We start from the raw sequence: 14,706 nt of genomic DNA on the forward strand, positions 1-14,706 counted from the left end.
TTCCATTGTATTCACTTATGCTTTATTTTTTGAATATGTTTCTTATTTCCCCATAAAGAAAGATCGTCTCTCCGCAGTAATCCACTGCTCCAAGTCATCTTGGCTACGTCGGACAAGTCGATTTACTAAAACATCATGCCATACATAATCCTCTAATAAGTATATATGAACGGGGTCATCTGTATAAAAAGCAATATTACGCTCTTCAAGTGATGGTCCATAAATCATTTCTTTAGAATCTATTGATAAAATAAACCAATGCTCTGTAGAGAGGGTTTCTGTATAAGTTGTTATACGATGGGCTTCTAGATTTTTAATAGGATTTTCAACATGCAAGGTAATGCCTTGTACTGTGACTTTATCAGCTACCTCAGCTAGATCCTCTTTTAATGCTTCATACATTTCATCCCACATTGAAATGACAATACGTCGTTCTGCTTTTTTTATTAATGTTTGACAGTAGCTAATGATTGTTTGATTGTCTTTTAAAGTAATCACTCGATTATCCGTTTTCTCCTCAGAAGTTTCTAGTTTTTTTAATGAATCACTAATTCCTTCATAAGTAGACTGCCATTCTGATTGAGCCTTCTGTAAAAAGATTTCAACGGGTAGGGGTGAATAGCGAGTAGTGTCATTTATTTCTTCCTTCATGACAATTCCTTTTTCTACAAGGTTACCCAAAATCTCATAAATTCGCGCTCTAGGGACACCCGAATCTTTACTCACTTGGTAGGCTGTGACAGGCCCCTGTTTAACAAGAGATACATAAGATTTAGCTTCATATTCATTAAAACCCATTTTTTTAAGCTGTTGCACTATGTAGTCCACTTTTTTGTCCTCCGATGTTTGCTGTTATATTTCAACGTTACAATAACTCTTTACATTTAGCAAATTGATAGTTACTATTACAATAGTGACTAAGGGGGAGGCTACTAGTATGGATTTTTATTTAGACCCATCTGTATTAATGATTTTGATTGTTTTTGGGTTTGTGGCTGCATTTATTGATTCAGTTGTAGGTGGTGGTGGATTGATCGCCTTACCAGCTTTATTATTTACAGGATTGAATCCAGCAAGTGCAGTAGCCACGAATAAATTAGCATCAACAATGGGGAGTGCAACTAGTAATATTGTGTTTTATCGTTCTGGTAATCTTGATTTGAAATCGGCTTTAAGATTATTTCCAATCACTTTCATAGGTTCCATAATAGGGGCATGGACCGTTCATTTAATGAATCCAGAAGTACTGAAGCCATTGATGCTGATAATGCTTGGTGCAGTCGCTATTTATACGATATTCAAAAAGGATTGGGGAAGTATTTCCACTCATAAAAAATTGTCTGGTCGACACGTCATTATTTTTACCTTTTTTATTTTTGTTATTGGTTTTTATGATGGATTTCTAGGTCCTGGTACAGGTTCATTTTTAATGTTTGCTCTTTTATTCATTGGGTATGATTTTTTAAAAGCAGCAGGTACGGCGAAGTTTCTTAATTTAGGAAGTAACGTTGGTGCATTGTTCATGTTTATGTATGTAGGTCAAGTAAACTATGTGTATGGATTCATAATGGGAATTGCTCAAATTGCTGGAGGGATTGTTGGCTCTAAGTTTGCTATAAAAAAAGGAAGCGGGTATGTTCGCGCCCTTTTCATTACCGTAACTTGTTTGTTGTTAGCGAAAAATCTGTATGACTATGTGCAGTAAGTAATCTAAGTGAAGAGAATGAAAATAATATAAACTCATATTTTTCTATATAAAATTTCATTTGTTTTATTTACATAATATCTTTACAATCATTTGATAAAATAAAGTCAACTGCGTATTGTGAGGGTGGGTGGTTATCCCTTCTTTCCATTTGGAAGGAAAGGGGGGGATAATATGGACTTTTTGTTTGACCTTGTAAAAGAGTTTGTCAAAGCAACTGTGCGCGAAGTTTCAGCGTATTTTTTGCGGAAGCAACTTCTAGATAAGGACAACAAAAAACCCACTCCGCGCCGTAGGAAGCAAAAGGGTGGGTTTCACAAAAAATAATAACGTATAATAACCACCACCCTATACGGTAGGAGTTAAGGAAGAGATGTTAGCGCATCTCTTCTTTTTATTATATGCCAATTTATTCGCTGTTACACTTATATAGTATTCTACGGAAAATATATCATATTCCTATTTTTGGGTCAATTTGATTGCATGATTGAAAAGGTGTAGTCTTATTCCTTTTCAAACTGAAAAATATCTCGGTTAATAAGTTGTTGGAGATACCTATCCATTTCAGCCGCAGAAACTTTTCTTTCATTTTTAAACCACCATGCGCTTAATGAGGTGATTGCCCCTGAATAAAATTCAATGATTAAATCATTTGGCATCGTATGATTTTTGCGCAGTTGATATAACGCTTCTATTTCTTGTTTTCTCGTTTCGTGACTTAAATACTGTGTCCGGTTAATAAATTGTTCATCAGACATTTGCGTCTCTAATATTTTACCGAGTTCTTCATGGTGTAGAAATTGTTCCATTACTTGAAATGGTTTACTTAATCGATCTGAAACGGGTATTTCAGCAATCATCTTGCTGTATCGTTTAAATCCAAAGGCTAATAAAGCATCTTTATCTTCAAAGTGTTTATAAAAGGTTGTTCGGTGTACCATCGCGCGATCACATATTTGGTTAATCGTGATGGTACTATATTTCTGTTTTGATTGCGTCATTAATTCAAATAAGGAATCCCATAGTAATTTATGTGTACGTCTAATACGTAAATCAATTTGTTTTTCATTATCGTTCATCTACAATTCTCCTTTTTTGTAGATTAAATATACAGTGGCTGAAAATTGATTCTCCCTTTTTAATCTACATATGTATATTATATTACATGTGTTTAGGTATATTTAAAGTTTTTTAAGTAAGAAACAGGAGGAGAATCTGCAAATGAATATGACAACTAAGAGCCCTGCAAGTGGCAAAGTTGATACTTCTAATATGAAACATACCCCCATTTTAATTGCATTACTTTTAGGGGCAATGGTTGCATTATTAAACGAAACGTTACTTGGTAATGCGTTAACAGTATTAATGAAAGAATTCGGTGTAACAGCTTCAACGATTCAATGGCTTTCTACAGCATACATGTTGGTGGTTGGGGTTTTAGTCCCAATTACAGCGTTACTTCAGCAATGGCTTACAACGAGACAGATGTTTTTGATCGCTATGGTAACGTTTTTAGCTGGTACATTAATTGCGGGATTTGCACCGACATTTTCTGTTTTATTAATTGGCCGTATCGTCCAAGCTGTAGCGACGGGGTTAATTTCACCGTTATTAATGAATACGATTTTAATTATTTGTCCGCCTGAAAAACGTGGTGCCACAATGGGATTAATCGCACTTGTGATGATGGCAGCTCCAGCAATTGGCCCTACATTATCTGGAGTAATTGTGGATTCATTAAATTGGCGCTGGTTATTCTATATTGTTATTCCTATCGTGATCATTTCAATTATGATTGGAATGAAGTACATTCAAAATGTTTCAGAGTTAACAAGACCAAAAGTAGATTATCCATCTATCCTTTTATCGACATTAGGATTTGGCGGGTTTGTGTATAGCTTTAGTGCATCAGGTGACTTAGGATGGTCCGATGCGAAAGTATATGGCACTTTAATTGTTGGGCTTATCTCATTATGTATTTTTGTCGTTCGACAATTAAAAATTGAGAATCCAATTTTAGAATTACGCGCATTTAAAGTTCCGATGTTTACATTATCAGTTGGATTAATTGTCATTGTGATGATGTCCTTATTTTCAACGATGACCTTATTACCGATGTTCTTGCAAACAGTTTTACTCGTTACAGCTTTTAAATCAGGAATTATCATGCTTCCGGGAAGTATTATTAGCGCTATAATGGGACCAATTGCAGGTAAACTATTCGATAAATTTAGTCCGAAAGTTATTATCGTTCCCGGCATTGTGTTAGTAGGGATTGCAATGTTCTTATTTAAAGGCATTACGCCTGACACATCAATGTTACAAATTATTATTATGCACAGCGTATTAATGGTTGGACTCATGTTTGTCATGACAGCACAAACATACGGTTTAAATCAATTAACACCAGACCTATATCCGCACGGAACAGCGTTGTTTAATACTCTGCAGCAAGTAGCTGGGGCAATTGGTACGGCTATCTTTATTTCAAAAATGTCTTCAGGAACAACTCAGTATATGGAAAGCTCCGCAAACCCAATGGACCCAGTAGAGAAGTTAAATGGTTTAACGTCAGGATTCCAAGGTGCATTTGCACTTGGATTAATCTTTATCATCGTTGCTTTTATCGTATCGTTGTTCTTAAAAGAAGAGAAAAAGGGAGTGGAAGTAAAGGGAGTTTTACAGAACGAAAATTAAGGTTTATATAAAAAGACATCTTTATGATTAAAGATGTCTTTTTATATTTCTTTCGTAATAATGGTTCAAACAGCCAAGGGCAATGTGGTGTATGTATTGTCTGTTTTTAGTATGAAGAACTATTGAGAATAACGATATAAAGCCTTACTAATAACTAAAAGTCCAATAATGAGGGAAAGTGTCCTTATAATAAGTTCTGCAACTAATAAGTCACCCATCGTTTTCGTGACATCATACATAGTCCCTGTAATGAGAATAGGTGCGATCATAATGATAATTCCAATTACTATTTGAAGAAGTAAATTGACGTTTTTACTCAAGATAATCACCTCCAAAAAATATTACAAAACAAATATATGGGATTTTCTGTAATATACATGTTTTATATTGTATCAAATTAAGGTTATGGTAATGTTTCTAAAATAAAAAGGAGGTGTCACATAGTCAAAAAATGACTCGTGGGACACCTCCTTTTAAGGAGTTGAAATGAAAGATGCTTCAATGACAGTTCGATTTTCTGCGTCTGTTATGCAATGTTTGTTAATCTTACATTTCCTCCGTAACATCATACCTTAGCAACTCTTCCTGATTATAAAACCTCTCAAAAATAAGCCCCATTACATAGAAGAATACTAGCCCAAAGCAAATATGAATGAGTGTAAAAGTAGCTTCAAATGAAGAAAATTCATACACGAGAATTGGCAATTTCGCAGTTGTCCAAACGCCTAAGAAAAATACGATGTACCGAATGCTTGCACCTTTTTTTAATAATAGTGCTGCAATTGGGAAGGCGACGTAGAGAGGACCAGCTGCAATGCCTCCTAATAATAGAGAAAATAAGATTCCGTATATACCTGATTTTTCACCCATATATTTCATGAGCGTTTCTTTTTTCACCCACTGATCAAGTAGCCCTACAAATAGTAAGACAGGGGGGAGGAGAAACAGCATATCTAAAATGCTATTTCCTGTTAGTTGTAATGCACTCCATCCTAAAGATTGATTTATAAACGTTAATATGAAGAGCCCGAGTAGTAAGACGAAAAAGAAGCGATATCTTTTTAGTTCTTTCATACCATCACCATCCAAATGATATAGGAGAATAAAAGAGACATGAGCAAAGCAGCTGCATTACGTGCGTAAGCAAAGCTTCGCCCAAATATCTTTTGTTCCATCGGTAAAGTTGTAAGTCCTACTGACATGAGTGTAGATATAAGTGCCGCAACTTGAGGTAGGCCTGCACCGTGTTGGACTAATGTATTTCCAAGAGGGAATACGACAAAGCTTGGAATAAGTGCAACGGAGCCGAGTATTGCTGAATACATAATACCTAACAATCCGGACTGTTCTCCAATGATAGAAGAAATAAAGGACGGCGTTAATATAGAAAGCGATAAGCCAACGAAAAGCATGATGGAGAGCATCGCAGGGAGAAGGTTACGAAACATTTTCCACGACTTCATTAGAGCATCTTTCGTTTTCTTGCGGTCCTTCATAAAAGAAATCCCAGTAAGAATAATGGCTAACGTGTAAAGAATCACGCCGTTAATCATGATCGGATTCCTGTAAGTCTTTATATTTGCCCAGGAAAAAGGATAAGTTCTTCATTTTTTCTTCAATATCCATTTGAAAATCTGCCAGTTGTTCTTTTCCAGCAGACGTAATTTTGTACATCTTTCTCGGTTTGTCTTGATAATCTGTACTTACATAAGATTCAATCGCACCTTCGTTTTCTAATTTCTTTAACGTACGATATAAAATGGCACTATCGATTGGATTGACGGGAAGTTCTTCCTCGCACTTTTGCAGTAATTGCCCGCCGTAGTTATCGCCCTCAGCTAAAAATAACAAAAGAAATGCACCTGTATGTCTTCCTGTATGTTTCATGGATCTTCCTCCTAGAATGAATTATGATTAATACTGTTAACAACAGTATACTGTTGTTAACAGTATATGGTGTGTTAAGTGTTATGTCAATTTCAAAATGTACGAATTTCGAGGGAGAAGATAACAAGAACATTGTTTTTTTAGCGCTGGGAAACGACGGATAGGTATGGGCTGTACATCCAAAAACATAAAAAAAAAGACACTCTCAAGAGTGCCTCCCCTTAGCAGCCGAATCCGCCGCCCCAACAGCTAGCGCCAACGATGATTAATAAAATAAACAGTACAACAAGTAAAGCGAAACCGCCGCCGAAACCGCAGCCTCCACCACAACTACCGCCATAGCCCATATTAACTCCTCCTTCCATAAAGACCATTAATTAATGGATTTAATTCACTTTATGTTTTTACGGATAATCTTGAGCAGGTCCTTTTGAAAAATAAAGGTGCTTAGATTTTAAGAGAGTTGACGACCTTATTTTTGTCACCGTTATTCCGCTGATGACATATTCTATTTTATTCTGTGTATTGGGGGAAGGAGGATCTTTATGGCTAATTCTGAAATGATTTTACGTTTACTTACAGATTTAAAGATTGAACAGCAAGCTTTAAAAGAACAGCTGGAAAAAATGCAAACAGCTGTGAATACTCTTGAAGAAAAATCATTGATTGTGGAAGAAAAACCAAAGACTATTGAAGAAAAACCAGCTGTTGCTGCTGCAAAGCAAAGAGCTCATTCTGGACACCCAACATCTTTTCGTGCTTGGAGAGCATCTGCTCAAAGGAATTCATAAAAATATAAGAAAAGAAGACATCAATTAAGATGTCTTCTTTTGCTTGTACAATCCAAATGCGATAAGAAGGTATATATCCATATTGCTTTAAAACTAAGAAGAAAATAACGATTGTCGACTCCTATTTTAGTATAGCATGTAATAATGAAATTTTTCTATGTAATATTGCATATATATGAATTATACAATTTTTATCGTATATATTTTAGTTGTCTGTTATTTGTTTTCATTCATTGACTTATATTATTTTTTGAGCGCCCCAGTTATGGGACCTTTTTTTATAATTGTGTTAAAGCAGAAACCCCTCAAGCATAGTGAGGGGTTTCATGACTAGGGAAATGAATGATTATTAGTGTTTAATGAGCTGAAGTTCAGGATATTGCTTCTGAATTTCTTCTAAATGATTTTCGTTTATCCCTTTTAAATTTTGATCAAAGAAGCTAGTTACTAGTTTATTAATGAGTGTATAATTTGCGGCTACATCTTCGTCTGGTTCATTAATAATAGGTGAAAATGCTGCTAAATCTGTAAAACTGGTATGGTTTGTTTTTGGAATTACCACTGTGTACACACCCGGTTTTTCAATCGTTTTATTTCTTAAATAGGATATTTCCAATAATTCATTTTGGATTCCGGTTGTCTTTTGATTCTCCGCTTCTTTCATATAATGAATCGTAGCCTCAGCATTCATCAACATGAATGGTTTCTGAGGACCGTCTTTAGGCATGGGATCGCCAAACAATCCGCCATCCATATCAATTGCAGCTTTAATACGCGTATCCTTTACTAACATTTGTGCGGAAGTTGCTCCGCCAAAAGAGTGACCGAACATTCCAATTTTGTCATAGTTAATTAAGTCTGCAATAGTTTTAAAACTTTTATCGAAATTACCTTCTATTACTTCGTTTAAAACAAAAGTAGTATCCTGTTCCCATTTTTGAACTATCGTATTTAAGGCCGTAGGTGTATTTTCAATTGGTATAGAGTCTACACGGTTTCCGTTAGGGAAAATCGTTGTTGCGGCATATCCTGTGAAGTTAAGAGCGATTACTACATAGCCTTGACTAGCTAATTCCTCTAACTGGAATGTATTTTGTTGACCATATAATCCCATCCCATGGCCGAATAAAAGAAGGGGGAATTTTTCTTTATCTTGAAGTGGCTTAGCATCTTGATAAGAATGTGTTTTTGTCAGCCCTAAATGTGTCGTTACGATATACGGAGCACCGTTTGTTACTGCCAATTGTTCAGCAAGTTCGTTTATGTTCTCAAAATAGGCAGAAGAGTTCCCTGATCCTTTTTCGGCAGGATAATATACTTGTATCATTAACTCACGATTTCCATGATTATTTGGTACAGTGGTTTCTTTTCGATTTTTATCAATTAAATGAAAAGCTTTCGTTCCTACTGTATATTTTCCAGTGGGCTCAGGGAGTTTTATAATCGGAAAAAGTAAAGGTAATGTAAACATTGCGATAGCAGTTAAGATAATTCCTAAGCCTTTTAAAACTTTCATCACTAACTTTTCAGAAACGGCTGTAGTTTTGGGTTTCAAAAAAACTTGTAATGTTAAAACGAACAATAAGAAATAGGCGGGGATCATACGCCAGTTTGCACCAATTACAATGATGGTGGCAAATAAGAATGCATAATTGATCAGTAAAATGACTACATTTTTTTTCGTCAAACCTCGTTCGATAAAGATGGGAGTGATGCTAGATAAAAGTAATACAGTAACAAAAATGATTTCTAACATTTTTAGTTTTTAGCTCCTTTCCAAATCACATAAAAATAGATTGATAATTTACAACCTTCTCAATTATATAACTATCATTAGTGATTGTATGCATGTAAGTAAGTTTAGAATGTTTTTACATGACAGCTTAAAAAAAGTACTCATACGAGTACTTTTTCTTAAATGAATTATTATTTATTTTTAAACCGTTCCCCATAAATGATAAACCATACCGAAAACAAAAAATGCGAGTCCTACAAATAAAACGATTAAAGCAAGCATTCCATTTTTATTATGTTCCATACAGTCAGCTCCTTTTTAAGTTACATACAAAAAAGCCTTTAGTCGTAATTATGGCTAAAGGCTTTGATCTTCATACTTTATAGTTAATAAAAAAGTTGTACTTCTGTATGAATTTGGAATATGATTATTTAAAGAGTAGGTGATGAGTACATGCAGGAAACAAAACAATTCCCGCTTATATCTGGAAATCTCTCATTAGATTTAGTGAATACAGAGTTAGTTAGGCGTGGACAACGTTATGATTTATTAATAACGGATGAAGATGTATTAGAATGGCTATATGTAATAAAGGTTAATTTGCCTTTTTGGAATGAAAAAACACTTATAGGAATTCAAGAGCGCATGAATCAAGTTACATCTAGCATATTAGGGGCAAGAGAAGTACTGAGAAAACAGTTTGAGGCAATTGCTGATCAGCACGAAATTTTTAATGATTTTATTACGTATTTAGAAAAACAAATTGAGAAGGCACCCTTTACATATAAAGTCATTGAACAACGTCTAGTACCTATCCCAGTTGGAGAGATTGAGGATGTACTTGTATCGTTAATTGCATTTGATGCTTTAACCTTAATAACAGAAAATAAGCTTATTTCTCTTAAAAGGTGTTCAAACCCTGACTGTGTTTTATTATTTATAGATAAAAGTGGAAAACGAAAATGGTGTTCTATGAAAATATGTGGGAACCGAAAAAAGGTAGCAAAATTCCAGGATCGAAAATGTGAAGAAGTTTAGGGATCAACTTATAGCAGTTGATCTTTTTTATGTATTTTCAAACTAACCCCTAAAATTAATATTGACCAGTTAGTTTGTTTGAAATATAATTATTGGTAAATAAAGGAGGAGAATGATGAATCATATAACAGCAGCTAAGCAGAAAGAGGCTCCACCAATAAGTGTACGATATTTTGCAAAAATGAAAGGGAAAGGAAGAAGTCCGTTACAAGTAAACATAAAGGACTCTTTGACGGGACTATTAGGGGGATTTTTAACAATTCTCACCTTAACATATTGAACGAGTATAACTTCTACAGAATTGTTAATGGCTCCATTTGGGGCGAGTTGTGTATTAGCGTTTGGAGTTTGGAATGCACCGTTATCACAGCCACGTAATATTATTGGAGGACATTTGATTTCAACTTTCATTGGTCTATCAATATATCATTTGTTTGGGAATGAATATTGGACGATAGCTTTAGCAGTGGGGATGGCAATAGCCGTTATGATGTTAACGAGAACAACGCATCCTCCGGCAGGGGCTGATCCAATTGTCGTTATTTTAGGAGCATACAGTTGGAGTTATTTAGTAACACCAGTTTTAGTTGGTTCCCTTGTTATTGTAGTTATTGCTTTATTCATTAATAACATGAGTAGTAAAAGAAGCTATCCAACTTTTTGGATATAATTAATAAGGTGAAAAACAATTTGAGTAAGTATCCCGTTTTTACTATGTCTTCATTTCATATACTTTTTAGTTTACAAAGAAAAGACACCCATATAAGAGTGTCTTTTCCAATAGTTTGTTTAGCAGAAGCAAGCAGCTCCAACGATGATTAATAAAATAAACAATACAACTAATAATGCAAATCCTCCAGCAAAACCGCAGCCTCCGCCGCAACTACCACCAAATCCCATAATAGTTCCTCCTTTAATAAGAGGGGAAAACAAAGGGTCACTCGTGTTTTTTAACGGATTCCATTTACTTTATGTTTGACGCCTGAATGTGAGCAGGTCCTTTTGAAAATAAAAAAGACACCTTGAGGTGCCTTCCGTCCCATTTATTTCATTAATATTCGTTAGCGTAAAATTCTTTTATTAGCTTTATTTCATTTGTATCTGGGTTAAACTTAAATATTTTAATTTGATTAGATTCATCTTTATAGGCAAATGTATGATCGCCAATTTGGGTCATATTACTAGTGTTTAACATAGGATCGCTACTATGGTCAGTGATTTCTACAGGTTTCTCACGGTCCCAAAATGCGATGACGATAATTAAGATGATAAGGCATATACGTATGTTACGTAATTCTCTTGCTAGAGGATGCTCCATATGATAGTCTCCTTTTTCATTTGCTAGATTTTGTGTATAAAAGAGATATTTTCTATGAGAATATAAATAAAAAAGACACTGTAAAAAGTGTCTTTTTTATTTGATTTATGCGCATTGCTTAATAAGACGCTAGTTCCTCAATCGGAATATGAGTAACTATGTAGGGTGATTTCATTATAACATTTTAACCAGTAATGGGTCTATATGGAATTTTTGTAATGATTATGTTTATTTATTCAGAATGATAGATGTAGTTAAAGATATATGTTACCTATAGTAATTTTAAAATATAATGATGTATATAACTAGTGGTGTAATGAATGTAAGCAACAGTTGATGAACTGTTAGTGTTTTTTTGTAAAAAAATATTCAATAATTTATTATTGCAACCGCTTACTTTTTGTGTATAATGAAGGTAAGTTAATAAGTAAAAGGATTGTTACTGTTCGGCAGGCAAAACCTAAATTGATCTAGAGGCTACGGGTGTAGTGTGGCTTTTGGAATCAGTTTAGGTTTTTTTATTACCTTTTGTGACTTTAAGAAGAAGAAGGCGGAACAATATGAGAATCCATAAAATCTTAAATAACAATGTTGTTTGTACGATGAAGGATAATGAGACAGAAGTTGTACTTATGGGCAGAGGTTTGGGATTTCAGAAAAAAGTAGGCGATGCGATTGATGAATCTAAGATAGAAAAAACCTTTGTGCTAGAAACAAGAGAATTATCAGAGAAACTCGTTAGGTTACTAACTGAAATTCCTGTAGAAAATTTAGAGATTACAGAGAGCATTATTCAGTTTGCTAAGACAGTGTTGCCGGGGACTTTAAGTGATTATATTTATCTTACATTAACGGATCACTTAAGTTTCGCCTTAACTCGGCATAAAGAAGGAATGGATCTCAAAAATACTTTGCTTTGGGAGATTAAGAGATTCTATCAGAAAGAGTTTGAAATTGGTCTACAAGCTTTGAACATTATTGAAGAAGAGACTGGATTTAGACTTTCTGAAGATGAGGCAGGGTCAATTGCCTTGCATTTCGTTAATGCGCAACAAGGAGAGCCGGCGATGCAACAAACGGTAGCGATGACGAAAATCGTTCAAGATATTTTAAATGTTGTAAAGTACCACTATAAGATGAACTTAGATGAAAATTCATTTAATTATAGCCGGTTTGTAACGCATTTACGATATTTTGCTCAGCGTTTAATGCAGAAGGAATTGAACTCGGCCGATGATGATTTTTTATACGAGCAAGTGACAAGTAAGTATGAAGAGGCATATTGTTGTACAGAAAAAATTGAAGCATACTTACAAAAAGCACATAATAGTCATCTTTCAAAAGATGAAAAAGTGTACTTAACGTTGCACATTCATCGTGTAACGAAACGAAATGAATTATGTAATTGAATAAACGGGATTGTTACTGTTTGGCAGGCAAAACCTAAATTGACTTGTAATGGAGTGATTCGTATGTATCGCACCGTTATGGTTAGTTTAGGTTTTTTCTTTTATAAAAATAATAAAAGGGATGATTGTAGGGAGGGAAAGTTACTATGAAGTATGAAAAATTAGCAAAAGAAATACTGAAACATGTTGGCGGGAGAGAAAATATAAATAGCGTTGTACATTGTATAACGCGCTTACGATTCCAGTTAAAAGATGAGGGGAAAGCAAATACAGAAGTACTAAAAGGCATGGAAGATATTGTGACTGTAATGAAAAGTGGCGGACAATATCAAGTTGTAATTGGTAACCATGTATCCGACGTGTATAAAGCGGTTATTGCTGTTGGAGGGTTTCAAGAGACAGAGGAAGAAAGTGCGAGTGAGAAGAAAAAGAGTAGTCTTATAGATATTCTTTCTAGCATTTTCACTCCTATTTTAGGAGTATTAGCTGCAACAGGGATGATTAAAGGATTTAATGCACTATTTGTAGCGCTAGGCTGGTTAAGTAATGAGTCAGGAACGTATCAAATATTAAATGCAGTTGGCGATTCGCTATTTTACTTCTTCCCAATCTTCTTAGGATATACAGCAAGTAAGAAATTTGGAGGATCACCATTCATCGGTATGGCAATTGGGGGCGCGTTAGTCTATCCGGCTTTATCCGGTTTAAAAGCAAGTGAGCCATTATATACACTATTTGCAGGAACGATGTTTGAATCACCAATTCATATTACGTTTTTAGGAATACCAGTTATTTTAATGAACTACGCATCATCTGTTATTCCAATTATTCTTGCTGCTTATTTTGGAGCGAGAGTTGAACAGTCTTTAAAGAAAGTCATTCCGGATGTTGTGAAAACATTTGTACTACCATTCTTAACGTTACTAATCGTTGTACCAGTTACATTTCTCGTTATTGGTCCAATTGCGACGTGGGCAGGACAATTTTTAGGACAGGCGACGCTTTGGGTTTATCATTTAAGCCCATTAGTAGCGGGTGCTTTACTCGGTGCTTTCTGGCAAGTGCTTGTTATATTCGGTCTTCATTGGGGTGTTGTTCCGATTGGCTATAACAATCTAGCAGTACACGGTATTGATCCAATACTAGCGCTTATATTTGCTGCTTCATTTGCTCAAATTGGTGCTGTACTTGGCGTTTGGGTGAAAACGAAAGATAAGAAATTAAAAACACTTAGTATTCCAGCTTTTATTTCAGGTATTTTCGGTGTTACAGAGCCGGCGATTTATGGTATTACACTTCCTCTTAAAAAGCCGTTTATTATGAGTTGTATTGCTGGGGGAGTTGGCGGCGCAATACTTGGCGTATTCGGTACACAAAGTTATATGACAGGCGGGCTTGGCATATTTACGCTTCCGACATTTATTAGTCCGAAAGATGGGATTACAGCTGGATTTTGGGGCGCAATTGTTTCGATGGTTGTTTCTTTACTTGTTGGTTTTATTCTGACTTACTTATTTGGTTTTACGAAAAAACAAACATCTACAGAAACAGATGAAACAAGTAATAAAATTGCTGCATCAAATGATGATGAAGTAATATTTAGTCCTTTCCATGGTGTCGTTAAGTCGCTTCAAAATATTGACGATGCTGCATTTGCATCAGGTGCGTTAGGGGAAGGCGTTGCTATTGAGCCTTCAGAAGGAAAGTTGTTTTCACCAGTTTCAGGTACAATTTCTGCGCTCTTCCCGACGAATCATGCGGTAGGAATTACGGCGGATTCAGGTGCAGAAATTTTAATCCATATTGGAATGGATACTGTGAAATTAAATGGCGAATTTTTCTATTCTCATATTGAACAAGGAGCGAGAGTAGAAAAAGGTCAGTTACTTATTGAGTTTCATATAGCTGAAATTCAAAAGGCGGGTTATATTGTGACAACACCAGTTGTTGTTACAAATTATGATAAATATAGCATCAAAAAAACAGAAGTAGAAAAGATTCAAGCAGGAGATTCTTTATTAGAGTTAGGAGTTAAATAGTAGTTATATTTCATATTGGTTCACACGAAGAAAGGTATTCTTTGAGAAGCATAATACCTTTCCTTGTTAAATCTTATATAAAGGAGT

17 protein-coding genes and 1 pseudogene are annotated in these 14,706 nt (G+C 35.0%); 8 read left to right on the plus strand and 10 right to left on the minus strand.

Annotation, left to right across the window (positions count from 1 at the left end; all coding sequences use genetic code 11):
- Positions 1 to 42: 42 nt before the first annotated feature.
- Positions 43 to 828: a TrmB family transcriptional regulator gene (locus ACTFR9_RS19045; RefSeq protein WP_000384630.1), complete on the minus strand. Its 786-nt coding sequence runs from the start codon at positions 826 to 828 to the stop codon at positions 43 to 45.
- Positions 829 to 937: 109 nt separating this feature from the next.
- On the opposite strand from ACTFR9_RS19045, the gene ACTFR9_RS19050 reads away from it, so the two are divergent.
- Both ACTFR9_RS19050 and ACTFR9_RS19055 read left to right on the plus strand, forming a co-directional pair.
- Entirely contained in the window at positions 938 to 1,705 is a 768-nt protein-coding gene (locus tag ACTFR9_RS19050) for a TSUP family transporter (protein ID WP_000348464.1), read from the plus strand.
- A gap of 174 nt (positions 1,706 to 1,879) precedes the next feature.
- Positions 1,880 to 2,032, plus strand: coding sequence for a hypothetical protein (locus ACTFR9_RS19055; RefSeq protein WP_000346675.1), 153 nt, complete (start codon positions 1,880 to 1,882; stop codon positions 2,030 to 2,032).
- Positions 2,033 to 2,208: 176 nt separating this feature from the next.
- On the opposite strand, the gene ACTFR9_RS19060 is transcribed toward ACTFR9_RS19055, so the two are convergent.
- Entirely contained in the window at positions 2,209 to 2,784 is a 576-nt protein-coding gene (locus ACTFR9_RS19060) for a TetR/AcrR family transcriptional regulator (protein ID WP_000999280.1), read from the minus strand.
- A gap of 142 nt (positions 2,785 to 2,926) precedes the next feature.
- Here ACTFR9_RS19060 and ACTFR9_RS19065 point away from each other — a divergent pair, with 142 nt between their 5' ends.
- Positions 2,927 to 4,402: an MDR family MFS transporter gene (locus ACTFR9_RS19065; RefSeq protein ID WP_001057542.1), complete on the plus strand. Its 1,476-nt coding sequence runs from the start codon at positions 2,927 to 2,929 to the stop codon at positions 4,400 to 4,402.
- 119 nt (positions 4,403 to 4,521) lie between these two features.
- Here ACTFR9_RS19065 and ACTFR9_RS19070 read toward each other — a convergent pair whose 3' ends face one another.
- The 5 genes from ACTFR9_RS19070 to ACTFR9_RS19090 all read right to left on the minus strand — a co-directional run bounded on the left by ACTFR9_RS19070 (position 4,522) and on the right by ACTFR9_RS19090 (position 6,636).
- Positions 4,522 to 4,722 carry a hypothetical protein gene (locus ACTFR9_RS19070; RefSeq protein ID WP_000042279.1) on the minus strand — a complete coding sequence of 67 codons (201 nt, stop codon included), beginning with the start codon at positions 4,720 to 4,722 and terminating at the stop codon, positions 4,522 to 4,524.
- A 226-nt stretch (positions 4,723 to 4,948) separates the two neighbouring features.
- Positions 4,949 to 5,476, minus strand: coding sequence for a permease (locus ACTFR9_RS19075; RefSeq protein ID WP_000661320.1), 528 nt, complete (start codon positions 5,474 to 5,476; stop codon positions 4,949 to 4,951).
- Positions 5,473 to 5,955: a hypothetical protein gene (locus tag ACTFR9_RS19080; RefSeq protein WP_000606986.1), complete on the minus strand. Its 483-nt coding sequence runs from the start codon at positions 5,953 to 5,955 to the stop codon at positions 5,473 to 5,475. Before ACTFR9_RS19080 ends, ACTFR9_RS19075 begins: the two co-directional genes overlap by 4 nt.
- Positions 5,948 to 6,289 (minus strand): PadR family transcriptional regulator, encoded by a 342-nt coding sequence (locus ACTFR9_RS19085; protein WP_000683196.1) that lies wholly within the window; start codon positions 6,287 to 6,289, stop codon positions 5,948 to 5,950. The genes ACTFR9_RS19080 and ACTFR9_RS19085 overlap by 8 nt, the downstream gene beginning before the upstream one ends.
- A 221-nt stretch (positions 6,290 to 6,510) precedes the next feature.
- Positions 6,511 to 6,636: a YjcZ family sporulation protein gene (locus ACTFR9_RS19090; protein ID WP_000540377.1), complete on the minus strand. Its 126-nt coding sequence runs from the start codon at positions 6,634 to 6,636 to the stop codon at positions 6,511 to 6,513.
- A gap of 198 nt (positions 6,637 to 6,834) precedes the next feature.
- Between ACTFR9_RS19090 and ACTFR9_RS19095 the strand changes: the two genes are divergently transcribed.
- Positions 6,835 to 7,080: a hypothetical protein gene (locus ACTFR9_RS19095; RefSeq protein ID WP_000013680.1), complete on the plus strand. Its 246-nt coding sequence runs from the start codon at positions 6,835 to 6,837 to the stop codon at positions 7,078 to 7,080.
- 349 nt (positions 7,081 to 7,429) lie between these two features.
- Here the strand turns inward: ACTFR9_RS19095 and ACTFR9_RS19100 are convergent, their stop codons facing one another.
- Positions 7,430 to 8,836: an alpha/beta hydrolase family protein gene (locus ACTFR9_RS19100; RefSeq protein ID WP_000889715.1), complete on the minus strand. Its 1,407-nt coding sequence runs from the start codon at positions 8,834 to 8,836 to the stop codon at positions 7,430 to 7,432.
- A 432-nt stretch (positions 8,837 to 9,268) separates the two neighbouring features.
- Here ACTFR9_RS19100 and ACTFR9_RS19105 point away from each other — a divergent pair, with 432 nt between their 5' ends.
- On the plus strand, positions 9,269 to 9,853 hold the full coding sequence (locus ACTFR9_RS19105) for a CGNR zinc finger domain-containing protein (RefSeq protein WP_001158441.1): 585 nt from the start codon (positions 9,269 to 9,271) through the stop codon (positions 9,851 to 9,853).
- A gap of 115 nt (positions 9,854 to 9,968) precedes the next feature.
- Positions 9,969 to 10,523, plus strand: a pseudogene (locus tag ACTFR9_RS19110) (HPP family protein).
- 119 nt (positions 10,524 to 10,642) lie between these two features.
- On the opposite strand, the gene ACTFR9_RS19115 reads toward ACTFR9_RS19110, so the two are convergent.
- Both ACTFR9_RS19115 and ACTFR9_RS19120 read right to left on the minus strand, forming a co-directional pair.
- Positions 10,643 to 10,753 carry a YjcZ family sporulation protein gene (locus ACTFR9_RS19115; protein WP_000505679.1) on the minus strand — a complete coding sequence of 37 codons (111 nt, stop codon included), beginning with the start codon at positions 10,751 to 10,753 and terminating at the stop codon, positions 10,643 to 10,645.
- Between the two features lie 151 nt (positions 10,754 to 10,904).
- Positions 10,905 to 11,171 (minus strand): YmzC family protein, encoded by a 267-nt coding sequence (locus ACTFR9_RS19120; RefSeq protein ID WP_061131448.1) that lies wholly within the window; start codon positions 11,169 to 11,171, stop codon positions 10,905 to 10,907.
- Between the two features lie 560 nt (positions 11,172 to 11,731).
- Here ACTFR9_RS19120 and licT point away from each other — a divergent pair.
- Both licT and ACTFR9_RS19130 read left to right on the plus strand, forming a co-directional pair.
- Positions 11,732 to 12,580, plus strand: coding sequence for a BglG family transcription antiterminator LicT (licT, locus tag ACTFR9_RS19125; protein ID WP_001219864.1), 849 nt, complete (start codon positions 11,732 to 11,734; stop codon positions 12,578 to 12,580).
- Between the two features lie 146 nt (positions 12,581 to 12,726).
- Positions 12,727 to 14,619 carry a beta-glucoside-specific PTS transporter subunit IIABC gene (locus tag ACTFR9_RS19130; RefSeq protein ID WP_095842624.1) on the plus strand — a complete coding sequence of 631 codons (1,893 nt, stop codon included), beginning with the start codon at positions 12,727 to 12,729 and terminating at the stop codon, positions 14,617 to 14,619.
- Positions 14,620 to 14,706 lie beyond the last annotated feature (87 nt).

The organism is Bacillus cereus group sp. MYBK222-1 (assembly GCF_051916425.1).
Taxonomy (GTDB): Bacteria; Bacillota; Bacilli; order Bacillales; family Bacillaceae_G; genus Bacillus_A; species Bacillus_A paranthracis.